The 26205-nt window shown below is 71.7% G+C and carries 22 protein-coding genes and 1 pseudogene; 12 read left to right on the top strand and 11 right to left on the bottom strand.

All coding sequences use genetic code 11. From position 1 onward, the window contains the following. Nucleotides 1-24 precede the first annotated feature (24 nt). From ABTX60_RS26585 to ABTX60_RS26595, 3 genes are all read left to right on the top strand, one after another. Nucleotides 25-1281, top strand: coding sequence for an MFS transporter (locus ABTX60_RS26585; protein ID WP_352099524.1), 1257 nt, complete (start codon nucleotides 25-27; stop codon nucleotides 1279-1281). 30 nt (nucleotides 1282-1311) lie between these two features. Further along, nucleotides 1312-2775 carry an L-fucose/L-arabinose isomerase family protein gene (locus ABTX60_RS26590; protein WP_352099525.1) on the top strand — a complete coding sequence of 488 codons (1464 nt, stop codon included), beginning with the start codon at nucleotides 1312-1314 and terminating at the stop codon, nucleotides 2773-2775. 249 nt (nucleotides 2776-3024) lie between these two features. Continuing rightward, on the top strand, nucleotides 3025-4284 hold the full coding sequence (locus ABTX60_RS26595; protein ID WP_352099526.1) for a cation:proton antiporter: 1260 nt from the start codon (nucleotides 3025-3027) through the stop codon (nucleotides 4282-4284). An 85-nt stretch (nucleotides 4285-4369) separates the two neighbouring features. Here ABTX60_RS26595 and ABTX60_RS26600 read toward each other — a convergent pair whose 3' ends face one another. Beyond that, on the bottom strand, nucleotides 4370-5026 hold the full coding sequence (locus ABTX60_RS26600) for a response regulator (protein ID WP_352099527.1): 657 nt from the start codon (nucleotides 5024-5026) through the stop codon (nucleotides 4370-4372). Between the two features lie 447 nt (nucleotides 5027-5473). Between ABTX60_RS26600 and ABTX60_RS26605 the strand changes: the two genes are divergently transcribed. From ABTX60_RS26605 to htpG, 4 genes are all read left to right on the top strand, one after another. Beyond that, nucleotides 5474-5761, top strand: coding sequence for a DUF3040 domain-containing protein (locus ABTX60_RS26605; protein WP_352099528.1), 288 nt, complete (start codon nucleotides 5474-5476; stop codon nucleotides 5759-5761). Between the two features lie 194 nt (nucleotides 5762-5955). Then, nucleotides 5956-6711, top strand: coding sequence for a hypothetical protein (locus ABTX60_RS26610; protein ID WP_352099529.1), 756 nt, complete (start codon nucleotides 5956-5958; stop codon nucleotides 6709-6711). A gap of 116 nt (nucleotides 6712-6827) precedes the next feature. Continuing rightward, nucleotides 6828-7532, top strand: coding sequence for a class F sortase (locus ABTX60_RS26615; protein ID WP_352099530.1), 705 nt, complete (start codon nucleotides 6828-6830; stop codon nucleotides 7530-7532). A gap of 86 nt (nucleotides 7533-7618) precedes the next feature. Continuing rightward, a complete protein-coding gene (htpG, locus tag ABTX60_RS26620; protein ID WP_352099531.1) occupies nucleotides 7619-9517 on the top strand; it encodes a molecular chaperone HtpG in 1899 nt (632 codons plus the stop codon). 11 nt (nucleotides 9518-9528) lie between these two features. Here the strand turns inward: htpG and ABTX60_RS26625 are convergent, their stop codons facing one another. The 3 genes from ABTX60_RS26625 to ABTX60_RS26635 form a co-directional block, all read right to left on the bottom strand. After that, a complete protein-coding gene (locus tag ABTX60_RS26625; protein ID WP_352099532.1) occupies nucleotides 9529-9780 on the bottom strand; it encodes a twin-arginine translocase TatA/TatE family subunit in 252 nt (83 codons plus the stop codon). Continuing rightward, nucleotides 9768-10433: a hypothetical protein gene (locus ABTX60_RS26630; RefSeq protein WP_352099533.1), complete on the bottom strand. Its 666-nt coding sequence runs from the start codon at nucleotides 10431-10433 to the stop codon at nucleotides 9768-9770. Before ABTX60_RS26630 ends, ABTX60_RS26625 begins: the two co-directional genes overlap by 13 nt. Before the next feature lie 79 nt (nucleotides 10434-10512). After that, nucleotides 10513-11088 (bottom strand): TerD family protein, encoded by a 576-nt coding sequence (locus tag ABTX60_RS26635; protein WP_352099534.1) that lies wholly within the window; start codon nucleotides 11086-11088, stop codon nucleotides 10513-10515. Between the two features lie 145 nt (nucleotides 11089-11233). On the opposite strand from ABTX60_RS26635, the gene ABTX60_RS26640 reads away from it, so the two are divergent. Next, nucleotides 11234-11620: a BlaI/MecI/CopY family transcriptional regulator gene (locus ABTX60_RS26640; protein ID WP_352099535.1), complete on the top strand. Its 387-nt coding sequence runs from the start codon at nucleotides 11234-11236 to the stop codon at nucleotides 11618-11620. Between the two features lie 6 nt (nucleotides 11621-11626). Continuing rightward, complete coding sequence (locus ABTX60_RS26645; RefSeq protein WP_352099536.1) at nucleotides 11627-12616, top strand: M56 family metallopeptidase; 990 nt, start codon at nucleotides 11627-11629, stop codon at nucleotides 12614-12616. A gap of 26 nt (nucleotides 12617-12642) precedes the next feature. On the opposite strand, the gene ABTX60_RS26650 is transcribed toward ABTX60_RS26645, so the two are convergent. The 6 genes from ABTX60_RS26650 to ABTX60_RS26675 form a co-directional block, all read right to left on the bottom strand. Beyond that, entirely contained in the window at nucleotides 12643-13662 is a 1020-nt protein-coding gene (locus ABTX60_RS26650; protein WP_352099537.1) for a sporulation protein, read from the bottom strand. A gap of 197 nt (nucleotides 13663-13859) precedes the next feature. Further along, nucleotides 13860-16328, bottom strand: a complete 2469-nt coding sequence (locus tag ABTX60_RS26655) for a CBM35 domain-containing protein (protein ID WP_352099538.1) — start codon at nucleotides 16326-16328, stop codon at nucleotides 13860-13862. Between the two features lie 188 nt (nucleotides 16329-16516). Then, nucleotides 16517-17554, bottom strand: coding sequence for a LacI family DNA-binding transcriptional regulator (locus ABTX60_RS26660; protein ID WP_352099539.1), 1038 nt, complete (start codon nucleotides 17552-17554; stop codon nucleotides 16517-16519). Between the two features lie 121 nt (nucleotides 17555-17675). After that, nucleotides 17676-18791, bottom strand: coding sequence for an acyltransferase family protein (locus ABTX60_RS26665; RefSeq protein ID WP_352099540.1), 1116 nt, complete (start codon nucleotides 18789-18791; stop codon nucleotides 17676-17678). Nucleotides 18792-18999: 208 nt separating this feature from the next. After that, on the bottom strand, nucleotides 19000-20631 hold the full coding sequence (locus ABTX60_RS26670; RefSeq protein ID WP_352099541.1) for a cellulase family glycosylhydrolase: 1632 nt from the start codon (nucleotides 20629-20631) through the stop codon (nucleotides 19000-19002). Between the two features lie 187 nt (nucleotides 20632-20818). After that, entirely contained in the window at nucleotides 20819-21928 is a 1110-nt protein-coding gene (locus ABTX60_RS26675; RefSeq protein ID WP_352099542.1) for a GDSL-type esterase/lipase family protein, read from the bottom strand. 140 nt (nucleotides 21929-22068) lie between these two features. On the opposite strand from ABTX60_RS26675, the pseudogene ABTX60_RS26680 reads away from it, so the two are divergent. Further along, a pseudogene (locus tag ABTX60_RS26680) lies at nucleotides 22069-22205 on the top strand (CoA transferase); the annotation flags it as partial. Here ABTX60_RS26680 and ABTX60_RS26685 read toward each other — a convergent pair. Continuing rightward, the gene (locus tag ABTX60_RS26685) at nucleotides 22177-22365 is read right to left on the bottom strand and encodes a hypothetical protein (protein WP_352099599.1); all 189 of its coding nucleotides are present in this window, start codon (nucleotides 22363-22365) and stop codon (nucleotides 22177-22179) included. The pseudogene ABTX60_RS26680 and the gene ABTX60_RS26685 sit on opposite strands and share 29 nt — an antisense overlap. Nucleotides 22366-22739: 374 nt before the next feature. Here ABTX60_RS26685 and efeU point away from each other — a divergent pair, with 374 nt between their 5' ends. Both efeU and efeB read left to right on the top strand, forming a co-directional pair. Next, complete coding sequence (gene efeU / locus ABTX60_RS26690) at nucleotides 22740-24782, top strand: iron uptake transporter permease EfeU (RefSeq protein ID WP_352099543.1); 2043 nt, start codon at nucleotides 22740-22742, stop codon at nucleotides 24780-24782. 50 nt (nucleotides 24783-24832) lie between these two features. Then, entirely contained in the window at nucleotides 24833-26107 is a 1275-nt protein-coding gene (gene efeB, locus ABTX60_RS26695; RefSeq protein WP_352099600.1) for an iron uptake transporter deferrochelatase/peroxidase subunit, read from the top strand. Nucleotides 26108-26205 lie beyond the last annotated feature (98 nt).

Here is a 26205-nt window from a genome sequence, read left to right on the forward strand (position 1 = left end):
GTCACCAGACGACGGAGTCGCATCATGGCCGGTACCCGCCCCATCCCCAGACCGCTCTGGAAAGCCGCCGCCCTGTCGGGCATGGCCTCCTACCTCGACGCCGGGCTGATCGTGAGCATCTCCGTCAACCTGGCCATCTACCGCGACAGTTACGACATGGGTGTGTGGATGGCCGGGGCGATCAGCGCGATCGTCACCGGCTGCATCGCCGTCGGGTCCCTCGTCGGCGGACGCCTCGCCGACCTCTTCGGCCGCCGCCGCGTCTACAACTGGGACATCTTCTGCTTCGCGATCGGCGCCCTCGTCATCACCCTCGCGCCGGACGACATCACCCTGCTGGCCGGTGTGCTCGTCGCGGGGCTCGCGGCCGGGGCCGACCTGCCGACCTCCCTGGCCGTCGTCTCGGACGCGGCGCCCTCCTGGGCCCGGGGAAGACTGGTGGCTTTCACCCAGGTCATGTGGATGCTGGGCATCGCCGTCGCCATCTTCCTCGGTTTCGCCCTGTCCACCACGGGCATGACCGGGGCCCGGATCGTCACCGGGCAACTGGCCGTCGCCGCACTCGTCACCTGGGCCCTGAGGTCCCGGCTGAAGCTGTCCGACGGGCCCTCGGACACGGACACCGGGACCGTCCCCGAGAGCATCTCCCTGAAAGGCGTGTGGAGCCGCGCCGCGATGCTGCCGATGGCCGCGACCTTCGTCTTCTACGTCGCGTGGGGGCTCGGGGCCAACACCTTCGGCCAGTTCGGCACCTATCTGCTCGTCACCGTCAGCGATGCCTCGCAGAGCCTGGCCACCGGGATCAACCTGGCCTTCATCCCGGTCGGCGTGCTGCTCACGTTCGCCTTCGTACGCGTCGCCGACAGCCCCTGGCGCGACCGGCTGTTCCATGTGGCCGCGGTGGTGCAGATCCTCGCCTTCGTCATCGCGTCCCTGACTGCGGGCGCACTCGTCGGCATGCTCGTCTTCTTCGTGCTCTACCAGCTCTCCCACCCCTTCGCCGGAGAGACCAACTACAAGGTGTGGTCGCAGCTCACGCTGCCCGCGGACACCCGCGGCACCACCCAGGGCCTGACCTACGCCCTGGCACGGGGCGTCTTCGCGGTCGCCGCGTTCTTCACCCCGGCCCTGGCCGACCACAGCCCCTCCGTCCTGCTCTGGACGATCACCGCCTGCATGACGGCGGCGGCGTTCGCGGGCGTGTTCATCATCCGCGTCCTGGTCCCGCGTTCCGCGAGCACCGTGCCGGACCGGGCCGACCTGCGCGTGCCCAGCACCTGAGCCGCAGCACCCCGAAAAGGAGCACCGACCATGGCAACGACCGCGGACCGCACGGCCGTACGGACCGCCGCCCTGCACGACCTGCTCCCGCCGGTCACCCGGCGCCGCACCCGCATCGGGCTGGTCGCCGGCGGACTCGGCACCTACTGGCCGCAGTTCCCCGGCCTTTTGCCGCAGCTGAAGGAGTCGGCCGCCTATGTCGCCGAGCGCTTCCGGGAGATGGACGCGGAGGTGACCGACGCCGGGTTCGTCTCCGACGCCCAGGAAGGCGCCCGCGCCGCCGAGGAGTTGCGCAGGGCCGACTGCGACCTGATCGTGCTGTTCCTGACGACCTACCTCACCTCGTCGATGGTGCTGCCGATCGCCCGGCGCTCGCACACACCCGTGCTGGTCATCGACCTCCAGCCGTCCGAGAGGATGGACCACGCGGCCTTCGGCACGGGGGACTGGCTGGCCTACTGCGCACAGTGCTCCGTCCCCGAGGTCGGCAACGTCTTCCGGCGCGCCGGCATCCCCTTCCGCTCGGTGTCGGGCTGGCTGCGCCAGGAGTCCGCCTGGCGGCGCATCGAACAGTGGATCCGGGCCGCGCACATCCGTGCCGCGCTCCGGCACGCCCGGCACGGTCTCATGGGGCACGTGTACCCCGGCATGCTCGACGTGCAGACCGATCCGACGCTGCTCGCCACGACGTTCGGCTCGCACGTGGAGGTACTGGAGTTCGACGATCTCCGGCACCGCGTGGAACGGGTGACCGAGACGGAGACCCGCGATCGGATGGCTCTCGCCCGGCAGATCTTCACCCTCGACGAGAGCGTGGCGGAGGAGGACTTCGCCTGGGGCGCGACCGTGTCCGTCGCCGTGGACCGCCTGGTCGCCGACTTCGAACTCGACAGTCTCGCCTACTACCACCGCGGACTCGACGGTGAGCTGCACGAGCGGCTCGGCGCCGGCATGATCCTCGGCGCCTCGCTGCTCACCGCCCGGGGTGTGCCCGCGGCCGGCGAATACGAACTGCGCACGTCCGTGGCCCAGCTGGCATCCCAGAGTGTCGGCGCCGGAGGCTCCTTCACCGAGATCCAGGCCCTGAACTTCGAGGACGGCGTGGTGGAGATGGGCCACGACGGCCCCGCCCACCTCGCGGTCGGCGCCCGCGACCCGCTGCTGCGCGGGCTCGGCGTGTACCACGGCAAACGCGGTTGGGGCGTGAGCGTCGAGTTCGACGTCCGGCACGGGCCCGTCACCCTGCTCGGCCTCGGCCAGGACGCCGATGGCAGTCTGTCCTTCGTCACCTCCGAGGGCACCGTCGTACCGGGACCGCTGCTGGAGATCGGCAACACCACCAGCCGCGTCGACTTCGGCCGGGACCCCGGCGAATGGGTCGACGCCTGGAGCGCCACGGGCGTCGGCCATCACTGGTCCCTCGCGGTCGGCCACCGCACGGCCGACTTCCGGGCGGCCGCGAGCCTGCTGGGCATCGACCACCGGCAGGTGTGACCGGCACCGCCTCGCCGGGGATGGGTGTCGTCCCCATCCGGATGTGGGTGCGGGCACCGATGGTGACGCCACCGGTGCCCGTGTGAGGCTGGCAGCACCGCCCGGGCCGACGCGCCGATGATCATGGCCGCGTCCCGGGTCCGCGCCCCCGGCGCACGACGCTGCCCGTCACAGCCCCTGGAGGAGGAGCCCCTATCCATCCCCGTTCGGTGAAACGATCCGCCTGCGCGTCCACGAAGGTGGTGATCCGTGGGACACGCTGACAGCCTTCTCGCCATGGGCGGAGCCTTCCTGGCCGCCGCCCTCCTCGCCCGCCTCGGCGGCAGGATCGGGCTCCCCACGATTCCGCTGTTCATGCTCGCGGGCATCCTGCTCGGCCCCCACACTCCTGGCCTCGTGATCGTCCAGGACGCCCACGACTTCGAGATGCTCTCGGCGCTCGGACTGGTGCTGCTGCTCTTCTACCTGGGCCTGGAGTTCCACCTCGACGACCTCAAGAGCGGCGGCCGGCGTCTGCTGACGGCGGGCGGGATCTACCTGCTGCTCAACGTCGGCGCGGGACTGGCCTTCGGCTTCGCCCTGGGCTGGGGCGTCCGCGAGGCACTGGTCCTCGCCGGTGTCCTCGGGATCTCCTCGTCCGCCATCGTCACCAAGATCCTCATCGACCTGGGCCGCATCGGCCGCCCGGAGACGCGCCTCATCCTGGGCGTCATCGTGGTGGAGGACATCTTCCTCGCGCTGTACCTGGCCGCCCTCCAGCCCGTCATCGGCGGCGCCCAGGGCGTCGGCGACATGTTCCTGCAGGGCACCAAGGCCTTCGGCTTCCTGCTGCTGCTGGCCGCGGCGGCCCGCTACGGCACCAAACCGGTGGGGCGGCTCATCGCGACCCGCGACAACGAACTGCTCGTCATCAGCTTCCTCGGCGCGGCCGTGCTGGTGGCGGGAGTCGCCGAGGTCCTCGGAGTCGCCGACGCCATCGGTGCGTTCATGGTCGGCCTGATCCTGGCCGGCACCCCCTCCGGCCCGCGTATCCGGGACCTCGTGCATCCGCTGCGCGACGCCTTCGCGGCCATCTTCTTCTTCGCCTTCGGACTCTCCATCGACCCCGGCGACATCGTCTCCGTGGTCGGACCGGTCGCCGCGGCGGCCGCGCTGACGCTCGTCATGAACGTCGCCGCGGGCCTCCTCGTCGCCCGTGTCTACCGCTACGGCCTCGATCCCGCCGCCGAGATCGCCACCACCCTCGTGGCCCGCGGGGAGTTCGCACTGATCCTGGCCGCCATGGCCGCCGGTGCCGGTCTCGACGCCCGGCTCGCCCCGTTCATCGCGGGATACGTCCTCGTCCTCGCGGTCCTCGGCCCCATCGCAGCCGGACGCGCACATCTGCTCGCCCGCGCGCTCCGGGCGGGTCAGGGCTTCCTGCCCCGCCGCACGGCACCGGCGTACGACGCCGATCCCGCGGGCGACAGCACACCGTCCGCGCGTCAGCCCGCCGAGGCCGAGCGCTAGCGGGCGACCGGCCGCGGACGCCCTCCGGACAGCAATCGGCCCGCCGAGGGCGGGCGCCTGCGCCGGTGACCGGTCGCGGACGCGCTCAGGGTTCGATCAGCCCGACACGGATGGCGTAGCGGGTCATTTCCAGACGGTCCCTCAGGCCGAGCTTCTGCAGCAGGTTCGCGCGGTGCCGTTCCACCGTCTTGGGGCTGATGACCAGCAGGTCGGCGATCTGCTGCGAGGTGTGGCCCTCGGCGACGAGCTTGAGGATCTCCTCCTCACGGTCGGTGAGGCCCCGGGAGGACCCCGCGCCGCCCTCCCGGGCCCGGTCGAGATGGTCGCGGATCAGCGCCTCGACCGCACCGGGATACAGGAACGGCTCGCCCCGCATCGTCGCCCGGCACGCCTCGACCAGGTCGCGGTCCGCGACGGACTTGAGGACGTAGCCGGAGGCCCCGGCACCGAGCGCCTCGAAGAAGTACTGCTCGTTGTCGTACATCGTCAGGAACAGGATCCGCGTCTGCGGGCAGGTCCGGGACAGCTCCCGGGCCGCCTGGAGCCCCGTCAGGCGGGGCATGGCGATGTCGAGGACGGCCAGGTCGGGCCGGTGCTCCCGGGCCCGGGCGACGGCCTCGGCACCGTCGTCGGCCTCCGCGACCACGGTGAGGTCGTTCTCGGCGTCCAGGATGAGCCGGACACCGCGCCGCACCAGGGCGTGGTCGTCGGCGAGCAGGATGCGGGTGGGGGAATCGCTCATGGTCGGCCGTTCCGGTCGGGATCGGGTACGAGGGCGGGACGGGGACGGTGAGGCAGGCCCCGGCGGATCGCGGCGAGTCCGGCCGCCGGCAGGAAGATCCGCCGGGACAAGGCACCGCGTGCCCCTCCTGGAGACCTCACCTCCCGCGGTGTGCGCTGCCGGGTCCTGCCGCCATCCGTGACAGCACCCATCCTCGGACCGAACACGCCGCGTTCGGACCGGCGTTCGTGGGGGACGGCCACCGGGAAGGATGAGGGTGGGGCCCGATGGTGGAAGCCGCTGGAGGGGGGAGAAGCTGAAGCCCGGGTGAGACAGCCGTGGCACGCCGCACCACCGCGAAGGCGGCCTGTCTCCCTCCGCGCCGTCACAGGGCCCCACACCCCAGGACTTGTCATGGCCTCGGCCATGCACTGCCTCGAAGCGCTCGGGCTCCGGGAAGGAGAAGCCGTGCCCCAGTCCGAAGACCACCGTCTGGTCGCTCTCGAAGCACGACTCGAGCGGGAGGACCCCCGGTTCACCCGGGCGATGAGATCCGGCCGCCCCGCCCGGCCCCGCGAGTACCGGCGGACCGGAGCCTGGTGGGGGCTGGCGTTCGGCGTCGCCGTGCTGGGATCCGGCATCGCCCTGGCCGAGGGCCTGCTCATCGCGGGCGGGCTGGTCCTCGTCGGCATGGCGGCCCAGCTGGCGGACCCGGACCCGGCCCGTATGACTCACCGGGGGTTCGGACGCCGCTGACGGGAGCGCACACCGAGGGCCCCGGGCGACGGGCGCACGGCCGGGGTATGCCGCCGTCGGAGTGTTGTCGTAACCCGTGTGATCGCCCCGGATGGTGGGACGGACCGGCATGACTGACGGTGGTTCACGTCGAGACCGGGTCTCGTGAGCTGGCGAGGCGTCAGCTGCCCGGACCGCGACGGAAGGACTCACCGATGCGCTCTGCCCGCATGCTGCTCGCGACGGCCACGGCAACGGCCGCCCTCGCGATCGCCGCACCTGCCGCCTACGCCGAGGCGACGGGTGACTGGGACCACGACACCACCTCTTCCTACAGCAAGGAGCACCACAAGGACGACAACCACGACGGGCCGCGTGGCGGCATGCACACGGGCGGCGGAGCGCTGGCCGCTGTGACCGCCGACGACTGGGACGGCTCCCACGACAAGGACTCCGACGCCGCCAAGGGCGACGAAGGGGGCAAGCACGAGGAGCACGGCAAGGAGCACGGCAAGGAGCACGGCAAGGAGCACGGCAAGGAGCACGGCAAGGAGCACGGGCACGAGAAGGGCGACTGGGAGGGCAAGCACCACGAGCACGGCAAGCCGCACGGCGGCGTGCACACCGGCGGCGGAGCGCTGGCCGCGGTGAACTCGGACGACTGGGACAACCCCAAGCACGACCCGGACACGTACCGGGACGAGGACGACTGGGGCGGCAAGCAGGAAGAGGACGGCTACGGCGACAAGGGCGACTGGGGCGGCAAGGAGGAGAAGGGCGACTGGGGCGACAAGCACGAGAAGGGCTCCTGGGAGGGCAAGCACGACAAGCCGCGCGGTGGCATGCACACCGGTGGCGGCGGGCTCGCCTCCGCGCCGGGTGTGACCGCCGGCGGGCTGGCCGCGCTGGCGGTCGCCGGCACCGGCATGTACGCGCTGCGCCGCCGGAAGGCCACGCAGGGCGCCGTATGACCGATGCCTGACGTGATAGCCGCCGTGGCCGCCGCACGTGCCTCTCACGTCGCGGCGGCCCGGCTCGTCCCCCCGCGTGCCGTGCCCGCTGCCGTGCCCGAATGAGGTGGTCCCTGATGGCAGCCCCTCCCCCCGCTCTTTCCGGCCTCGGCCAGGCACCGTCGAAGCGGCGCTTCCGCGCCGTCATGACGGTGGTCTGGTCGGTGGCCGCGCTCGTGCTGACCGTGAACCTGTTCGGCGGCAGCGGTGAGTCGCCCGACGACGCCGGCCCGCCGCACGCGCCGCCCGCCGTCGCTGCCCCCTCGGCCGTCCCCGACCTGCCCGACACGCCCGCGTCCACGGCGCCGAACCGGTCCGACGGCCCGCACCTGCCGCGGTCCCGGCCGGTGCGTCTGCTCATCCCGAAGATCTCGGTCGACGCACCCTTCACCGACCTCGCCCTCAACGACTTCGGCCAGCTGGAGCCCCCGCCGCCGAACGACATCAACCTCGTCGGCTGGTACGCCAAGGGCCACACGCCCGGAGAGGTCGGCACCGCGATCATCGCCGGGCACGTGGACACCGCGACCTCACCGGCCGTGTTCGCCGGGCTCAGCGCGCTGCGGAAGGGCGACCGGTTCCAGGTCGCACGGGCCGACGGCAGCAAGGCGACCTTCGCCGTGGACGCCACGGAGTCGTTCGAGAAGGACGACTTCCCCAGCGAGCGCGTGTACGGCGACACACCGAGGGCCCAGGTCCGGCTCATCACGTGCTCCGGTTCCTACGACCGCAAGGCGCGGGACTACACCGAGAACCTGGTCGTCTTCGCCCACCTCGTCTGACTTCCGGGGCCCCGGCCTGACTTGGTGTTTTACAGTGACTGTCACCAGTTCAGGCGACTGTGGGACCTGTGAGGGATTCGCGAACCATGACGACCGAAACGTTTGAGTTCCAGGTAGAGGCACGTCAGCTGCTCCAGCTGATGATCCACTCGGTCTACTCGAACAAGGATGTCTTCCTCCGGGAGCTCGTCTCCAACGCCTCCGACGCGCTCGACAAACTGCGTCTGGAGAAGCTGCGGGACGACTCCCTCGACGCCGATGTGTCGGACCTGCACATCGAGCTCGACGTCGACAAGGAGGCCCGCACCCTCACGGTGCGGGACAACGGCATCGGCATGTCGTACGACGAGGTCGGCCGGCTCATCGGCACCATCGCCAACTCGGGAACGGCCACGTTCCTCCAGGAGCTGAAGGAGGCCAAGGACGCGGGCGGGGCCGAGGGGCTCATCGGCCAGTTCGGTGTCGGCTTCTACTCGGGCTTCATGGCGGCCGACGAAGTGACGCTGGTGACCCGCCGCGCCGGCGAGAGCCAGGGGACCCGCTGGACGTCGCGCGGCGAGGCCACGTACACCCTGGAGCGGGTCGACGACGCGCCGCAGGGCACGTCCGTGACGCTTCACCTCAAGCCCGCCGACCCCGAGAACCAGCTGCACGACTACACCTCCGAGTGGACGATCCGGGAGATCGTCAAGCGCTACTCGGACTTCATCACCTGGCCGATCCGGATGGTGCCCGAGGCGAAGGACGGGCAGGACGCGCCCGAGCCCGAGACGCTCAACTCCATGAAGGCGCTGTGGGCCCGTTCGCGCGACGAGGTGTCCGACGACGAGTACCACGAGCTGTACAAGCACATCAGTCACGACTGGCGCGAGCCCCTGGAGACGATCCGGCTCCAGGCCGAGGGCACGTTCGAGTACCAGGCGCTGCTCTTCGTCCCCTCGCACGCCCCGCACGACCTGTTCACGCGGGACTTCAAGCGCGGGGTCCAGCTATACGTGAAGCGCGTGTTCATCATGGACGACTGCGAGGCGCTGCTGCCGCCCTACCTCCGCTTCGTCAAGGGCGTCGTCGACGCGCAGGACCTCTCGCTCAACGTCTCCCGCGAGATCCTCCAGCAGGACCGGCACATCCGGATGATGCAGCGCCGGCTGACCAAGAAGGTGCTGTCCACGGTCAAGGAGATCAGGACCAAGGACGCCGAGCGCTACGCCACGTTCTGGCGGGAGTTCGGCACCGCCCTGAAGGAGGGTCTGGTCACCGACTCCGAGAACCGCGACGCCATCCTCGCCGTCTCCTCGTTCGCGACCACGCACTCCGACGACGAGCCGACCACGCTCGCGCAGTACGTGGAGCGGATGAAGGACGGCCAGGACGACATCTGGTTCATCACCGGAGAGTCCCGGCAGAGCGTCGAGAACTCCCCGCACATGGAGGCGTTCCGGGACAAGGGCATCGAGGTCCTGCTGCTCACCGACGCCGTCGACGAGGTCTGGGTCGACGCCGTCGGCACGTACGAGGGCAAGACGTTGCGGTCGGTCACCAAGGGCGAGATCGACCTCGACACCGAGGACGAGGAGAAGGCCGGCGAGGAGCGGGAGAAGCAGGCCGAGGAGTACGCCGGACTGCTCGGCTGGATGCGGGAGCGGCTCGAGGAGGACATCAAGGAGGTTCGTCTCTCCACGCGGCTCACCGTCTCCCCGGCCTGCATCGTCTCCGACGCGCACGACCTGACCCCGGCCCTGGAGAACATGTACCGGGCGATGGGCCAGGAGGTGCCGCGCACCAAGCGGATCCTGGAGCTCAATCCGGGCCACGCGCTGGTGAAGGGCCTGCACCAGGCGTACCTGGCGAGCGAGGACCGTGACCAGCTCGCCGAGTCCGCCGAGCTGCTGCACACCCTGGCGGTCCTCGCCGAGGGTGGTCAGCCCAAGGACCCGGCGCGGTTCGTCAGGCTCGTGGCGGACCGCCTGGAGCGCACGCTGTAATCGGCGTCATATCAGGGGTGGTCCGGGGCGCCCGCCGCCCGGGTGCCGGGCGGGGGCGTGCCGGTGCCCGGCGGGACGATCTCGCCCTGGACCACCCGCGGAGCGGGGGCCGTCCCGGTCTCCTCGTCCTTCGCCGCGCGTGCCTCGGCCTTGAGGATGCGGGCCGCCTTTCCGGCCGAGCGGGTCAGCTCGGGGAGCTTCTTCATCCCGATGACGGCTATGACGACGATGAGAATGATCGCGAGCTCGCTCAGTCCGAACATGGTGTCCTGTCCTCTCTCGCCCGGGCCGGGCACGGCGTGAGCGTATCGGGCGCGGAGCACGGCGTGACCGCCGTCCCGGGATGCGGCACCAGGTGCCGGTGCAGGTGGGGCAGCATTCCGCGGTCGAGCAGCTCCTGCCGCCAGACCAGCCGGGCGTGCTCCACCTGGTCGGCGGCCGGGGGGCCGCCGCGCCGGCGCAGGGCCGTGTGCAGCAGCGCGGCCAGCGCGGCGAGGCCGGTCAGGGCCGCCACGAGCGCCAGGGTCCAGCCGGCCGCGATCAGCGATCCGGGCAGGGGGCCGAGGGCGTCGGCGATGTGGAGCAGGCCGCCGGTCAGGAGCAGTGCCGCGGCGGACGTGCCCGACACGAGCGGGGTGAGCACCGCGAGGGCCGGCAGCAGCTCGCCCCTGCCGAGTGGGTGTCGCGCCTCTCGCCGGGCAGCCCGGCGCACGGCGAGGTAGGAGCGGTAGGGCTGCTCGGCCGCCGCCGCGATGTCGTCGGCGTGGGCGAGCGCGTGGGCGCGCAGGTGCGCTGCCGCCCGGCCGGTCGGGTCGGCGCCCAGGACGCCACGGATGTCCGCGGTGCCCAGCGCGTGGTGCAGTACGGCTTCGAAGTCCGCGCGGTCGTCCGGGCGGAGGCGGGACAGGTCGGCCACAGGGTCTCCCGGTCGGTTGCTGATGCGTCCGCCGGGCCCGGCCACACGTGGTCGGGTCCGGCGGCGCGGTCGGTCCGTGTCAGACGTTGACGCCGAAGTCGGAGGCGATACCGGCCAGGCCCGAGGCGTATCCCTGGCCGACCGCGCGGAACTTCCACTCGCCCCCGTGGCGGTAGAGCTCGCCGAAGACCATCGCGGTCTCCGTGGAGGCGTCCTCGGACAGGTCGTAGCGGGCGATCTCCTGACCGCCCGCCTGGTTGACGACCCGGATGAAGGCGTTGCTGACCTGTCCGAAGCTCTGGCCGCGGTTGCCGGCGTCGTGGATCGACACCGGGAACAGGATCTTGTCGATGTCGGCGGGGACGGCGGCGAGGTCGACCTTGACGGACTCGTCGTCGCCCTCGCCCTCTCCGGTGAGGTTGTCGCCGGTGTGCTCGACCGAACCGTCCGGGCTCTTGAGGTTGTTGTAGAAGACGAAGTGCTGGTCCGAGGGGACCTTGCCGGAGGCGTCGAGGAGCAGGGCGGAGGCGTCGAGGTCGTAGTCGACGCCCGTCGTCGTGCGCACGTCCCAGCCCAGTCCGACCAGGACGGCGGTGAGACCGGGCGCCTCCTTGCTGAGCGAGACGTTGCCGCCCTTGGACAGGGAAACTCCCACGGGGTACTCCTTCTTGAGCGTTTGGCGTGTGCGGTGTGATGCCCATCTGAAATCTACAGCACTGTAGAAGTAGGTGGGGGCCGGGCCGGTGGATCGTTACGATGGCCGCGAGGGCGACACACGGCGGCGTAAGGGAGGCAGGGCGGTGACGGATCCCGGGCAGCGTCCCCGGAGGGGTCAGGGCGAGCTGGAGGCGCTGGTGCTGTCGGCGCTGCGGGAGGCGGACGGCCCGGCCACGGCCGGCTGGGTGCAGGAACGCCTCGGCGTCGACCTCGCGTACACGACCGTGATCACGATCCTGACCCGGCTGCTGGGCAAGGGCGCGGTCACCCGGGAGCGGGTCGGCCGGTCCTTCGCCTGGACACCGGCCTCGGACCAGGCGGGCCTGGCCGCCCGCAAGATGCGCAAGGTGCTGGACGCCGAGAGCGACCGCGGGGCCGTGCTGGCCAGTTTCGTCACCGGTCTCGGTCCGGACGAGGAGCGGCTGCTGCGTGACCTGCTCGATCAGGCCCAGGGCGAAGGGGACGACTGAAGCCTCATGGGGGTCTTCGTCTTTCTGCCACTCGTCCTGCCGCTCACGGCCTGGCCGGTGGCGCGCCTGGCCGAACAGCATCTGCATCCGCGCACCGCGACCCGGCTGCTGACGGTGATGGCCGTGGTGCTGGCGCTGTGCAGCACGGTGTGTCTCGCGCTGGTGATGGTCGTCGGCACCGCCCAACTGCCCGGCAACCCACTGCCGGACGGCTGGTCCGACCCCGAGGTGCGGGCGGCGGTGCCCCACGACGAGGTCGTGGGCAAGGCCGCGATTCCCGCGCTGTGCGCGGTGGTCGTCGCCTGTGCCCGGACGGTGCGGCGGCACGGACGGGTGCGCCGCCGGGCCCATCTGGCCCTGGCCGGGCTGCGGGGGACGGAGGTGGCGGTACTGCCCGACGCCGAGCCCTACGCGTACGCGCTGCCGCCCGGAGGCCGCCGTCGTGGTGCCGTACCGCGTGCCGGTGGCGACGGCCCGGGTCCGCGCCGGGGGCGTGGCCGGGTCGTGGTGACCACGGCCCTGCTGGACCGGCTGCGGCCGGCCGAGCGGCGGGCGCTGTTCGCCCACGAGCGGGCGCACCTCGCCGCACGCCACGACCGCTTCCTGCTCGCCGTGCAACTGGCGGCCCGTGCCAACCCGTTCCTGCGGCCGCTGCGCACCGCCGTGGCGTACACGGCGGAGCGGTGGGCGGACGAGGAGGCGGCCCGGGCGATCGGCAGCCGCCGTACGGTGGCACGGGCGATCGGCACGGCCGCACTCGTCTCGCGGGGCACCCCCCATCCCACCCTCGCCGGGCTCGCCGCCCCCGGACCGGTACCGCGCCGGGTGGCGGCGCTGCTCGGCCCCGCCCCCGCCGTGCGTCACTGGCCGCCGGCGTTCACGGCGGTCGGACTGGCGGCGTGGGGCGCGGCCGCGGGCACGGCCGCCTCGGCGATGTCGTCGGCGAACTCGGCGGTGACGATGGTCCTCATCCTGCACGCGGCGACACCGCTGTGAGGGGCCGGGGGCGCGACACCCCGGTGTCAGCCCTCGTCCTCCTCGTCTCCCTCGAAGAAGTCCCCGACCTCGTCGACGACTTCGCCCGCGACCATGCCGCCGACGACTCCGACCGCGAGCCCGGCCGCGCCCGCGGCGACGGCCGTTCCCATGCCCGGCCCCGAGCGGCGGCCGTCGTGGTGCTCCGCCTTGTGTGCGTGGTCGCCCGGGCCGAAGGGGGTGGGGGAGCCGTGGGTCATGGGCGAGCCGTACCCGGACGGGGTGGCGTACGACGCCCGGTGCTCGGCCAGTTGCCGCATCCAGCCGTCGACGAGCGAGGGCCAGTCCTGTTGCCCCACTGCGTCGTGGGAGACCGTGAACCGGGTGAGCGCGTCGTGGCCGGGGGACAGGAAGCCGCCCCGTTTGTCCGCCTCCAGCACCACCTCCATCCCGCCTGGGTTCGCCAGGAACGTCAGCTCGATCTCGTTGATCTGCTGCGCGTACCGCGGAGCGGGGAGGAGCTCGATCTCCTGGTAGAAGGGCAGTCGCTGGCCCGTACCGCCGATGCGTCCGTACTCGAGGTCGGCCGACCTGAAACCGAACCCGAGCCCGCCGAGTGCTTCCAGCACGGCCTCCTGCGCGGGCAGCGGCGAGACGTTCAGCTGGTCGAGGTCGCCCTTGTCCTTCGCGCCCGCCACCGACAGCTCGGTGCGCACCCCGAGGACCACGCCCAGGCTCTGCCCGTGCAGTTCGGTGACCGGCGTCTCCCACGGCAGCACCACGCTGAACGGCAGGCTGCGCCGCTCGCCCTCCGCGAGCCGGAAGCCGCCGCCGACGGTGAACCGGTCGAAGGCCACGACGCCCTCGCTCTCACCGCCCTGGTGCTCCGCCTCGACCCGGGCCACCAGTTCCAGGGTGATGTGCTCGATCTCGAAGACGGCCTTGCCGCCCGCGAGGTGAACCTGACCGGTGAGGGTGCCGCCGGGCCGGACGGGAGCGGGGTCGAGGACCGTGTCGACCGTGGGGCCGCCGACACCGAGCGCGCCGAGCAGTCGTTTGAACACCATGGTGGCGTCCACTCCTTCATGTGCGTGTGCTGTCTTCTACAAGCTTGTAGAAGCATAAGGGGTGCGAGCGGCGGGAGACCGTGTTGTGGGTGCCCGCGCGCCGGGATTGGCTGAAAAGGGATCACCCCGGACGCGACGGTGCCGCAGCCCGCCTCCGCGGCGGACTGCGGCACCGGAGTCATCCGTCACCGCACGGCTCAGCCCACGACGCGGCCCAGCTCGATCCGGTCGATGTCCGGCGCCCAGGCCGTGGCGTTGCCGAACGTCACCTTGTTCGCTCCCTTCGCCAGATCGACCGGGACGCCGACCGTCCAGTAGTCGTCCTCGCTCCAGGTGTTCTTGAAGGTGACCTTCCGCGGTGCGGCGCTCCCGACCGTGATGTCCGCCGTCCGGGACATGATGTCCGTGTTGTAGGCGTGGCCGTTGTCCCGGCGGTCGTTGTGGGCGTAGTGGACGACCAGCACGTACCGGCCGGACCTGGGGGCTTCCACCGTGAACCCGGCGGTGCTGGAGGGGCTGTTGCCCAGCTCGCCGATGTACGAGCCGGCGGAGGCGTGCGGGGAGTCGACGAGTTTCGCGCCACCCGCGAGCGTGGCCGAGGCGCCCTCGTAGGAGAGGGTGCCCGCGGCCGAGCCGTCGCCCGAGACGTCCAGGGAGCGGACTGCGGCGTGGCCCGACGTCATCGCGACCCGGTTGTTGCCCGCGACGAGGTACAGCCGCAGCGGGCGGCCGGGCGTCGCCGTGACCCTCTCGCCGTGCAGGACGAGCTTCACCGCGGCCGAGGTCCGCGGCGTGACCGTGTAGTAGCCGTCGCGCGGCGCATAGACGTCGAAGACGGCCTTGTCACCCGGGCGCAGCACCAGGGCGCCGGTGCCCACGCCGGCCGAGGACGTGTAGTCGTAGGACGGCGTGCCGCTGATGTCCGCCAGGGTCGCCTCGTACGACGCGGAGGCCGGGCCCGTGCGGGCCGTCAGGTCGATCCGGTCGAGCGTGACCTCGGCGGCGCCCTTGGCGAGCACCAGTCGGTGCGTTCCCGCCGTCAGCCGGACGCCGACGTCCTTCTTGGCGCGGTAGGTCCAGTTCTCGGTGGAGGCGTAGGTGACCGTCACCGGGTCGGCGCCGTCGACGATCAGTTTCTGTGTGGCGGGGCCGCCGGACTGGTTGCCGTAGAGGATCGACAGGTCGTAGGTGCCGTCCTTCGGCACGTCCACCGTGAACGCGACCTGGCTGCCGGGCTGGTTGAGGGAACCGACGTCCTTGGTGCCGGAGGCCGCGTAGCCGTTGGCGTTGCTCACCGTGCCCTGGGTGTAGACCCTGCCGTCGGTGATGGCGGCGTCCTCGGCCTCGTACGACGCCGACCACGGGACGGAGACGGCGGACGGGCTGCCCGAGCCGCCGGGAGTGAGCACGATCCGGTACGCGGACATCTTGTGCAGGCCGCGCAGCGGGACGGTCGCGGAGCCGTCCTCTGCGATCTTCACCTTGGTGCGCGCGAGGACCCGCGGCGCCGGATGCTGCCCTTCGTATCCCGACCAGGCGGCCTCGGCGACGGTCGCGGTGACCGTACGCCCGAACGCGGACCGCGGGACGTTCTCGACGACCACGTCCGCGTCACCGTCCGCGCCCCCGAGCAGCACCTGGGCCTGGCGGCGGGAGGGGTCCAGGGACGCGAGGCCCTGGAGGGTGTCGACGGTGTTCGGCCGCGGCGGCGTCACCTTCACGGTGTTCCCGGTCAGGCCCGCGTACCAGCGGAACAGCCACCAGCCGCCGTTCGGGATGTTCGTGCGCACCATCTGGCCGCTGAGATTGCCGGCGGCGTCCCAGTACGCCATGTTGGCGTACACCTTGTTGCGCTCGAACATCGACACCCACTGCACGAGCTGCCCGGGCACGGACAGGTCGCGGCGGTTGGCGTACTCGTCGATGTTGATCTTCAGCGGGGCGATGCCCGCCTCGCGCTCCAGCGCGCGGTAGTCGTCGTGGTGCGCCTGGAAGTCACGCAGCGAACCGGAACCGAGCTCGTGCCAGGTCATCACCTGGGGCAGCACGTCCTCCCGCTTCGCGAAGGCGAGGAAGTCCCTCAGCAGGCGGGTGTGGTACCCGGCCTCGTTGGGCCCGGCGATCCTCGCGTCCGGGTCGATCGCGCGGATCCGCTGGTACACCGTCTTCCAGTCCTCGAAGAACCGGTCGCGGTTCTTCTCGTACTGAGCCTGGTCCTTGACGTCGAGCTTGTACCAGATCTGGTCGGGCTCGTTGAACGGGATGTAGACGAAGCGGTCGCTGTTCGGGTCGGCCGCTATCTCCTTGACGATCTTGTCGACCTTGGGGAGGTAGTCGTCGATGCCGAGGTCCTCGTACGGCCACTTCGCGTAGATGTCCTGCATCATCACGTTGATCTCGCCGCCGCCGGTGCGGAAGAACGACCGGGAGACCGTGAGCGCGTCGCCGTTGGGATGCTGGGCGCCGCCCTCCGGCTTCTGGGAGACGCTGGTGATCTTCAGCGGCTCCATCACGGCGTCACTGGGCACCCCGTCGTCGCTGAGCCCGTAGAGCGAGCCGTTGGCGCCGAGCATCACCGGGCCCTCGGACGAGTCCAGGTCGACGGTCAGGCGCTGCGGAGCGGCGGCCGCGGCCGCCGCTCCGGTCGCGGGAAGGGTGGCTGCCATGGCGGCTGCTCCAAGTAGTGCTGCGAACAGAGCGGTTCTGGTGCGGGATCTCGTGGGGGTGGGGGTGATCACGCTGCTGGACCTCCGGTCGGTTGACGGCTCCACTGGTGATTCCGGACACGATCTTTCGCCGCACGCGGTGGGGTTCAGAAGACCGGACGCGCGGCTACGGTGCGCACAGGGGCTGTTCAGACACGGGCGGGCGGTGGGCCCGAGCTCTCCCGCACCACCAGTTCCGGTTCGGACACGGGATGCGGGGCGACCGGGGCGGACTCCTCCAAGGCGCCGTGCAGCAGGGCGAAGGCGGCCCGGCCGAGGCCGGTGAAGTCCAGGCGCACGGTGGTCAGGGACGGAGTGAGGAAGGCGGAGTGCGGGGCGTCGTCGAACCCGGCCACGCTGACCTCGCCGGGCACCGGGCGGCCCAACTCGTGCAGGGCGCGCAGCACGCCGAGGGCGAGGTCGTCGTTGCCGCACAGGATCGCGGTGACGGACGTGTCCCGCGCCAGTTTCAGCGCCGCGGCGTGACCGCCCGCCGGTCCCCAGCTGCTCTGCGCCGGACGGGGTTCGGGGGCGCCCGCCTCCTTCAGCGCCTGCCGCCAGCCGCTGGTGCGGGCGCTGGTGCGGCGGGTGCTGGAGGGGATGGCGACGTAGTGCACGGTCTCGTGGCCGAGGGAGAGCAGATGGCGGGTCGCCTGGTAGGCGGCCTCGCGGTCGTCCGTCCACACCCAGGGGCTCTCGCCGCCGGGCGGGCTCGCCGGGGTCTCGACCACGCCCACGACCGGCACCCCCGGGGGCACGGCATCCAGCGCCCGCACACCGGCCGGATCGTAGGCGATCACGACGATCCCGCCGCCGGTGTCCGTCGCGCGCTGCACTTCGGCGGCGACGGCCGCGTCCTCGGCGGATTCCAGCACGCCGATGCCGACCGCGTAGGACGCGGCACGGGCGGACTCCTCGATGCCCTGCAGGATCGAGGCGTACCCGTAGTGGGTGGTGTTCGAGGTGAGCACGGTCACGGTGCGGGTGCGTCCGCTCGCCAGGGCGAGAGCGGTGGCGTTGCGCCGGAAGCCCAGCTCCTCGATGGCGGCCTGCACCCGCTCCCGGGTGGACGGCCGGACGCTGGGATGACCGTTGATCACCCGTGAGACCGTCTGGTACGAGACCCCCGCGGCCGTGGCGACATCCCGGATGCTCGCCGGGCGTCTGGTGTGACCGGTCACATTCATGCGAGAATTGTGATCGGTCACACCTCGATCGTCAAGAGAGGGTAACGAGCGACTCGCGGATGCGCCGCACTCGCCCCGCGGTCGGGCGCGGGGCGAGTGCGGCGGTCGGCCCCCCGGCGCCTCACGCCCGTACGGCGTTGCGCTCCCGGGCCTGATCGCGTGCGTCCCGGCGGAACGCCCACGCCATGTCGGGCTCGATCACCCAGCGGAACACCCGCCGCACCGGCGGGGTGCACAGCACGGTCACGAGCAGGGCGGCGACGACCGTCACGAGGATCTCGCCCGGGGGCCGGTGCACCCACGCCGGCTCGTACCAGCCCCAGAACTTGGACCCCTGCGCGACGAAGCCGTGCAGCAGGTAGCCGTAGAGCGTGCCCGCGCCCAGCACCGTGAACCACATGCGGCGGCCGGGCACCCAGGCGAGGAAACAGGCGACCAGGACCAGCGAGCAGCCGAACGTCACCAGCGTCATCACGGGCCCGTACCACGAGGGCGCGGCCAGCTCCTCGGCGCTGTCGCGGTGGTAGAACCAGGCCCCGCTCATCCGCGGCACCGCCCAGTAGGCCACGACGAGCGCACCGGCGAAGACCGGAAGGGCCAGGATCCGCGCCGCACGGCGCCGCACCAGCTGGAAGTGCTCGGGCCGCAGCAGCAGACCGACGACGAAGTACGGCAGGAACTGCAGCATGCGCTGCAGATCGAGGTCGTTGCCGATGGACGGCGAGAGCGTCGCCAGCATCGCGATGACCAGGGCGACCGGCAGCGGCCACCGCACGCGCTGCCAGATCGGCGTGGTCAGCCGCCAGATGAACAGGGCGATCAGGAACCAGGTCAGATACAGGGGGTCCAGCAGGGTCACCGGCCGGTCCGGTTCCTGATCGGTCCACCGGGTGAACAGGGTGTACGCCGTCTCGAAAACGATGTACGGCACGACGAGGCCGGTGATCAGGCGCTTGATCCGCCCCGGGCTCGCGTCGAAGGAGCGCGAGAAGTAGCCGGAGATCACGATGAACGCCGGCATGTGGAAGGCGTACACGACCATGTAGAGCGCGGAGGCCGCCCGGCTGCCGTCCCGCAGGGGCTCCCACGAGTGCCCGATCGCCACCAGCACGATCGCCAGGTACTTCGCGTTGTCGAAGAACGCGTCACGGCGGCCGGCCGCCTGGGGCACGGGCGGTGTCTTCGGTTCCGTCGCTCCGTTCGGGACCGCGCGGATGCGCAGGGTGTCCTCGCTCATCACGCCTCCCGCGCGGCGAGCGGGGAACCCGGGCGGGCGTAGACGCGTCTTGCCGGAGATGCGGCGATGGGGTGCCGGTGCGACATCCCCGCCGCCTGACCACTGCGGAACGACGTAAACCGCTTTCCGTGGAGCTGTAGCGCGGATCACATCGACGGCGGTGCCGCCCGGCCCGGGGGCCGCGGCGGCACCGCCGCACGGGGCACGGTCAGCTCACGGAGCAGTCGGCGCCGTTCAGGGTGAAGGCCGTCGGGCTGGGGTTGGCCGTCGACCGGGAGGCCGTGAAGCCGAGGGTGACCGATCCCGACGCGGGGATCGTCGCGGTGTACGAGGCGGCCGCCACGCTCACCGCGGAGCCGCTCTGGGTCGCCGTACCGCCCCAGAGGTTGGTGACGCGCTGGCTGTCCGGGAAGGTCCAGCGCAGCGTCCAGCCGTTGATCGCCGACGTGCCCGTGTTGCGGAGGACGATCTCGCCCTGGAAGCCGCCGGGCCAGCTGCCCGTCACCCGGTAGCCGACACCGCAGGCCGACGGTGAGCCGCCGGACGGGGTCGTGACCGTCACCGTGCCCGAGCGGGGCGAGCGGTTGCCGGCGGCGTCCCGGGCGTAGACGGCGAAGGTGTGGGAGGTCGCGGGGGACAGGCCGGTGAGGGTGGCGGTGGTCTTCGTGGTGCTGGTGACGGCCGACTCGGAGCCGCCGCTGATCCGCACGACGTCGTAGCCGGTGACGCCCGTCGCGTCGGAGGCGGCGGCCCAGGTCAGGGTGGCGGACGAGGAGGTCACACCGGAGGCGGTGGGGGTGCCGGGGGCCGTCGGGGGAGTGGTGTCGCCTCCGCCGGAGCCGTAGATCGCGGCCTCCTTGGCGGTGGCGGCGATGCCGTTCGCGCCGTTGAAGAGGCGCTGCCCCCAGGAGGTGAGCTGGTCCGGGTCGAAGTTCGTCACCAGGTCCAGGTACTCGACGCCGCCGCCGTTGCCGCTCCACGACCAGCCGAGGTAGCCGAGGCGGAGCTGCTGGGCCACCGCCAGGATGGTGTCCTCGTCGGGGTTGCCGTCCGAGTGGTCGTGGCCGAACTCGCCGATGACGACGGGCAGCCGGGCGGTGACGAACCGGTTCAGGTAGTCGGTGATCTCGGCGGCGGTGTCGAAGACGCCGTACATGTGGACCGAGAAGACCGTGTTGGCGTCGGGGTCGGCCGCGAAGACCGAGGCGGCGTTGTCGCGCATCGTGAACGCCCAGTCCTGGCCCCAGTTGGGCGCGTCGACCATGATCGTGTGGTCGAACCCGGCGGCGCGGAGCTTCTGGATCGCGGCCTTGGTGTCGGCTGTCCAAGCCGCGTAACCGATGTTGCCGTGCGGCTCGTTGCCGATGTTGACGATGACGTAGTCCTCCTGGCCGGCCAGAACGCTCTTCATGTCGATCCAGTAGTCGGCGGCCCGGGAGAGCGAGACGGCTCCGCTCTGCTCGCCGTAGCCGGTGGTGTCGTGCACCTCCAGGACGCAGATCAGCCGGTTCTGTTTGCACTGGGAGACCACGTTCGCCACGTCGGCGGCGTCGTTGCGGGTCCAGCGGTCGCCGCTGGAGAGGACCACGCGCACGGTGTTGGCGCCCTTGGCCTTGATGTGGGCGAGGGAGCTGATGCGGTCCGGATACCAGGTGTGGGCGTGGTTGACGCCCCGCATCACGAAGTCGTTCCCGCCGGCCTCCAGCAGCCGGCCGTTCTGCACCCGGAAGCCGGTGGGCGCCGCCTGGGCCGGCGGGGTGAGAGCGAGGAAGGACAGCAAGAGGGCGAGCAGGGCGGCGGCCACGGTGGCCGGGCGTGGAGAGGTGGGGCGGTGTCTCATGACGGCTCCAGGAGTGGGGGTCGAGTGACACTCGTTGTCGGTCGCGCTGTCGCGCTGAACGGGGTCCCGCTGTCGGGGCACGATTCAGGCGGGACCGGTTGGGGTGGGCCTGCTTCGGACGGGCCAGGTTCGGGTAGGCCGGGTTCGGGTCAGCCCGTGCCGGGGTGCTTCCGGCCCGGCACGGCCGTCACCCGGTGGGTGCCTTCCCTGCGCAGGTGACCGTGGCCGTCGGCGTGCCGCCCGCCGCCGGGGCGGTGGCGACGAAACCGAACGTGGCGCTCGCGCCGGGCGCGAGGGCGCCGTTCCACGCCGCGTTGGTGACGGTGGCCGTGCCGTCGGCGGCCGTGGTGAGGGAGCCGTTCCAGAGCTGGGTCAGACGCGCCCCGCCCGCCGGTACGACGGTCGCGGTCCAGCCCGGAACGGCGGAACTCGACGCGTTCGTCACCGTCACCTCGCCCTGGTAGCCGCCCTGCCAGGAGGAGACGGCCCGGAAACGCGCGGTGCATGCGGTCGGATCCCCGCCCGGGCCACCCGGGTCGTCCGGGTCCTGCGGGACGCCGGCGTCGAGCGCCGCCGTCAGGGCCGGGAACCAGCGGGCCGCGATCTTGGCGTCGCCGGAGGCGTTGGGATGCACACCGTCGTAGGTGTCGGTGGCCGTGCTGAAGCCGGTCCACTGGTCGACCACGGTGACGGGCGAGCGCTCGGTGCCGGTCGCCCGGGCCCAGCCGGGGACGCGCGCGTTGAAGTCGACGACGCGTTGCGCGCAGGCCGCGCAGGAGCTGGGGTTCATGGGGATCAGCTGCGCCACCAGGATCCGCATGTCCGGATTCGAAACCCTCATCTGCGCCACGAGCTTGGTGTAGGCGGCGAGGATGCGGTCGGGGGCGATGCTGCTCCAGACGTCGTTCGTACCGAAGTGCATGACAACGATGTCGGGGCGCGTGGAGGACAACCGGCCGGGCAGCAGGTTCTGGTCCGCCACGTTGGTGGCGAGCTCGCCTCCGTGGCCCTCGTTGTCCCCGTCGTGCGCCTGCCCGCAGCCCTGCGGGGGGAGGGTGCCGACGAAGTCGACGTCCGTGTATCCGCTGTCGGCCAGCCGGTTCCACAGCACGGCCCGCCAGCAGCCGGGAGAGCCGGTGATCGAGTCGCCGAGCGGCATGACGCGGACGGGGTCCGCCGCCGGTGCGGCCGACGCGCGGGGTGCGAACGTCATGCCGAGGGGGAGGAGCAGGGCGGCCAGGAGGCCGAGGACGGACATGACCCGTAAGTGCGGGGACGGGTGGGGGGTTTCGTGCATGGTGGTCCCTTCCCTGGATGAGGTGGGAGCGCTCCCAGCACATCAAGCCATTGTTGTCATTGACGCGTCAAGGGGTGGGAGGGTGAGAGGGTGAGATCCGGAGGTCGAAGGCGATCAGCGACGATCATTCGAAGGCGGACGTGGACACGGAGCGCGGCGCCCTGCACGGGCTGCGGATCGCGGACTTCTCGCGGGTCCTGGCCGGGCCGTACGCGACCATGCTCCTCGCCGATCTGGGCGCCGCGTGGTCAAGGTCGAGAGCCCGGGAGCGGGCGACGCCGGTGACGCGCCCAGCGGTAGGTCGTAGCCGGGGATCGAGGCGCCACCGCCGGTACCGAAGCCGCTGACGGAGCGGTAGACAAGTTCTCCCCCAGCACGTCCGACTCGGCGACGAGGGCCCGGGCCCGCTCCCGCCCGGTCTCGTCCGACAGGTCCAGGGCGACCGAGCGCTTGTCGCGGAGGTCTTCGGCGAATCCGCGGGCTGATTCCCGTTATCGGCAGGGGCCGTCGGTGCGGCATGGGGGCGCGGGCCCACTCCCGTTCCGCGGGTTGTGAGCGCCGCGTGAGGGCGTGGATCTGCCGGCCGACTCCTCCCCCCACGGACCGTCGGCGCCGCGCAGGGCGCGTGTCCGCCGACCGACTCCTCTCCCTGCGCGGGCCGTCGGCGCCTCCTGAGGACTTTTGCCGGGCCATGAGGCATTCATGACCGGATGCCCAGAGAGCCGAGTCCATGATGGTCGGCGTCGGTAAGGCATGCCTTGGCTAACTCGCTCTGTGGGGGCCGGGCGTTGGGCCGGGAGGGCCGCGTTACATGTGGGACGACTCGTTTCCGAGCTTTCTGATCGGGCTGAGGGAGGGGCTGGAAGCCGGGCTCATCGTCTCCGTGCTGGTCGCCACCCTCGTGCGGGCGGGGGCCAGGTCGCGGCTGGCGCAGGTGTGGACCGGAGTGCTGGCCGCGATCGCGCTGTCGATGAGTTTCGGCGCGGTGCTGACCTTCACGGCCGCATCCCTCTCCACCACCGCGCAGGAGGCCTTCGGCGGAGCCCTGAGCATCGTCGCCGTCGCCTTCGTCACCGCGATGGTGTTCTGGATGCGGCGGTCCGCCCGCAGCCTCGCGGGCGAGCTCAGGGAGAAGGTCACCGAGGCGCTGACCATGGGCGCCGGAGTCCTGATCCTCACCTCCTTCCTCGCCGTGGGGCGTGAAGGCCTGGAGACCGCCCTGTTCCTGTGGACCACCGCCCGAGCGGCCGACGAGTCGGCAGGACCGCTGATGGGCGCGGGTGTCGGGCTGGTCCTCGCGGCGCTCCTGTGCTGGGGGCTCTACCGCCGGGTGCTGCGCATCGACCTCACCCGCTTCTTCACCGTCACCGGCGCGGTGCTCGTCGTCATCGCCGCGGGCGTCCTCGGCTACGGACTGCGCGACCTCCAGGAGGGCGGGGTCCTGCCCGGCGGGACGGCGTTCGCTTTCGACCTGAGCGGCAGCGTCGACGCAGGCTCCTGGTACAGCACCCTGCTCCAGGGCGTTCTCAATCTGACTCCGGCGATGACCTGGCTCCAAGTGGCCGGATACGCGGGCTATCTCGCTGTGGTGATGCCGCTGTTCGTCCGGGGAGCACGCGTTGTGCGAGGAGCCCGTGGCACCACCCCGTCGCCCTCGCCGGCGAACCCGCGATCCGACCGGGCCGCCGGCCCGGCGGCGACCCGCCGCCTGCTCCTCCCCGTCGCCGTCGTCGCCGTCCCCACCCTGCTGGCCGGTCTCGTCGTGGCACTGGCCGACCCCAAGCCCGCCGCCGGTCAGACCGTCGCCGTCTCCGGGACGGACTGCGGTCAGGGCTTCACCGCGCCGAAACCGGGACGGCAGGACTTCCGGATGCACAACACGGGGAACCAGACGTCCGAGGTGTACCTGATCGACCCGTCCTCGAACGCGGTCTACGGCGAGATCGAGGGTCTGGCCCCAGGCACCACCCAGGACCTCGTCGCCACCGTGGCGGGCGGCACCTATGCCTGGCGCTGTGTGCCCGCCGACGGCAAGGCCGTCACCTCGCAGGCGGTCCGGGTCACCGGAGCCGCCGGTGCCCACGCCGTCGTCCCCGTCACCGAACGGGACCTCACCGCACCGCTCACCGCGTACAAGGCGTACGTGAACCGGGGCCTGTCGACGCTCGTCACCCAGACCCGGCAGCTCGGAGACGACATCCGGGCCGGGCACCTGGACACCGCCCGCACCGACTGGCTGACCGCCCACCGCACCTACGCCTCCCTCGGCGCCGCCTACGGCACCTTCGAGGACTTCGACCAGAGGATCGACGGACGGCCCGACGGGCTGCCGGGCGGTGTGCGCGACCAGGACTTCACCGGCTTCCACCGGATCGAGTACGGGCTGTGGCACGGACAGTCAGCCGCGGAACTCAAAGGCCCGGCACAGCAGTTGGCCGACGATGCCGCCGGGCTGCGGAAAGCCTTCCCGCACCAGGACTTCGATCCCTCCGACCTGCCCCTGCGCGCCCACGAGATCCTGGAGAACACCCTCCAGTTCGAGCTGACCGGCGACACCGACCAGGGCAGCGGCACCGGGCTCGCCACCGCCGACGCCAACCTCGCCGGCACACGTGAACTGCTCACCGTGCTCCGGCCGTTGCTCACCCCGCGTGCCCCGCGGCTGCTGCCCGCCGTCGACGCGGACATCGCCCGCCTGCAGCGACTGCTCGACTCCGCACACCACGGGAACCGCTGGACCCCCGTCGACCGGCTCGACCCGGCGGCGAAGGCCCGGATCGACGGGGCCACGGGGCAGCTCCTCGAAGACCTCTCCCCGGTGCCGGACCTGCTCGAGATCAGGAAGTCCGCATGAGCGCCGAACGACGACACCACCCCGCAGCAGACCCCGAAGGGAACACCTCCATGCCGTCCGCCGACACCCCGCCGACGGGCTGCCCCGCCCACGCCGGCCGCCGTTCCTTCGTGAAGACGGCCCTCGGCGCCGGAGCCGCCGGAGCGGTCCTGGCCGGGGGCGGACTCGCGCTCGCCGAGAGCGGCAGCGGCACGGCCCGGGCGGCCGGACAACAGACCGCCGGGCCGGTGGCCTTCCACGGAATCCATCAGGCCGGGATCCTCACCCCCGCCCCACCGGCCGCCGCCTTCGTCTCCTTCGACGTCATCGCCGACCGCCGTGCCGAACTGGCGGACCTGCTGAAGACCCTCACCGACCGGGCCCGCTTCCTCACGTCCGGCGGTACGCCCGCGGACCTCGGTGTCGGCGCCCCGCCCTCGGACAACGGCATCCTCGGACCCGTCGTACCGGCCGACGCGCTCACCGTCACCGTGGGAGTCGGGGCCTCCCTCTTCGACGATCGCTACGGACTCGCCCCGGCCAGGCCGCACCGGCTCACGCCCATGCGGACCTTCCCCAACGACAACCTGAACCCCGCCGAATGCCACGGTGACCTGTCCCTGCAGATCTGCGCGGCCCGCCAGGACACCGTGCTGCACGCGCTGCGCGACATCGCCAAGCACACCCGGGGGGCGCTGCAGATCCGGTGGCGTGTCGACGGCTTCCAGAACGTGCCCCGGCCCAGCGGCGCCCAGCGCAACCTGCTGGGCTTCAAGGACGGCATCGCCAACCCGGACGTCGCCTCGGCCCGCCAGATGGACCACCTCGTGTGGGTCGGCGACGGGCAGGGCGAGCCCGCGTGGACGGCCGGCGGCAGCTATCAGGTCGTCCGGATCATCCGGATGCTCGTCGAGTTCTGGGACCGGGTCTCGCTGTCCGAGCAGGAGCTGATGTTCGGCCGGCGCAAGGACACCGGCGCCCCGCTGGACGGCGCCCGGGAGACCGACAGCCCGAACTACGCCAAGGACCCGCACGGCACGGCGATCCCCCTCGACGCGCACATCCGGCTCGCCAACCCTCGCACCCGGAAGACCGACAACTCCCGTATCCTGCGCCGGGGTTACAACTACGACCGGGGTGTCGACAGTGTCGGGAACCTCGACATGGGACTGGTCTTCTGCTGCTACCAGCAGGACGTGCGCCGCCAGTTCGAAGCCACCCAGACCCGGCTGATCGACGAACCCCTCGTCGACTACATCTCCCCGACCGGCGGCGGCTACTTCTTCGCTCTGCCCGGGGTGCGGGACTCCTCCGACTGGCTGGGCAGAGGGCTGCTCTCCGCCTGACGCTCGGACCCGGGCCGGACGCGATCCTCAGACGAACGGCGACCCGTACGCGCGATGTTCAGGAACGCGCGTACGGGTCGCCGCGACCGGTGGGGACA

It is taken from the genome of Streptomyces sp. NPDC126510, assembly GCF_040302345.1.
Taxonomy (GTDB): domain Bacteria; phylum Actinomycetota; class Actinomycetes; order Streptomycetales; family Streptomycetaceae; genus Streptomyces.

Bases quoted from the DNA above. Each gene is read 5' to 3' on its own strand.
- ABTX60_RS26585 (WP_352099524.1), top strand. From the start codon at position 25: ATGGCCGGTACCCGCCCCATCCCCAGACCGCTCTGGAAAGCCGCCGCC.
- ABTX60_RS26590 (WP_352099525.1), top strand. From the start codon at position 1,312: ATGGCAACGACCGCGGACCGCACGGCCGTACGGACCGCCGCCCTGCAC.
- ABTX60_RS26600 (WP_352099527.1), bottom strand. From the start codon at position 5,026: ATGAGCGATTCCCCCACCCGCATCCTGCTCGCCGACGACCACGCCCTG.
- ABTX60_RS26610 (WP_352099529.1), top strand. From the start codon at position 5,956: ATGCGCTCTGCCCGCATGCTGCTCGCGACGGCCACGGCAACGGCCGCC.
- ABTX60_RS26615 (WP_352099530.1), top strand. From the start codon at position 6,828: ATGGCAGCCCCTCCCCCCGCTCTTTCCGGCCTCGGCCAGGCACCGTCG.
- htpG (WP_352099531.1), top strand. From the start codon at position 7,619: ATGACGACCGAAACGTTTGAGTTCCAGGTAGAGGCACGTCAGCTGCTC.
- ABTX60_RS26625 (WP_352099532.1), bottom strand. From the start codon at position 9,780: ATGTTCGGACTGAGCGAGCTCGCGATCATTCTCATCGTCGTCATAGCC.
- ABTX60_RS26645 (WP_352099536.1), top strand. From the start codon at position 11,627: ATGGGGGTCTTCGTCTTTCTGCCACTCGTCCTGCCGCTCACGGCCTGG.
- ABTX60_RS26650 (WP_352099537.1), bottom strand. From the start codon at position 13,662: ATGGTGTTCAAACGACTGCTCGGCGCGCTCGGTGTCGGCGGCCCCACG.
- ABTX60_RS26655 (WP_352099538.1), bottom strand. From the start codon at position 16,328: ATGGCAGCCACCCTTCCCGCGACCGGAGCGGCGGCCGCGGCCGCCGCT.
- ABTX60_RS26660 (WP_352099539.1), bottom strand. From the start codon at position 17,554: ATGAATGTGACCGGTCACACCAGACGCCCGGCGAGCATCCGGGATGTC.
- ABTX60_RS26665 (WP_352099540.1), bottom strand. From the start codon at position 18,791: ATGAGCGAGGACACCCTGCGCATCCGCGCGGTCCCGAACGGAGCGACG.
- ABTX60_RS26670 (WP_352099541.1), bottom strand. From the start codon at position 20,631: ATGAGACACCGCCCCACCTCTCCACGCCCGGCCACCGTGGCCGCCGCC.
- ABTX60_RS26675 (WP_352099542.1), bottom strand. From the start codon at position 21,928: ATGCACGAAACCCCCCACCCGTCCCCGCACTTACGGGTCATGTCCGTC.
- efeU (WP_352099543.1), top strand. From the start codon at position 22,740: ATGTGGGACGACTCGTTTCCGAGCTTTCTGATCGGGCTGAGGGAGGGG.
- efeB (WP_352099600.1), top strand. From the start codon at position 24,833: ATGCCGTCCGCCGACACCCCGCCGACGGGCTGCCCCGCCCACGCCGGC.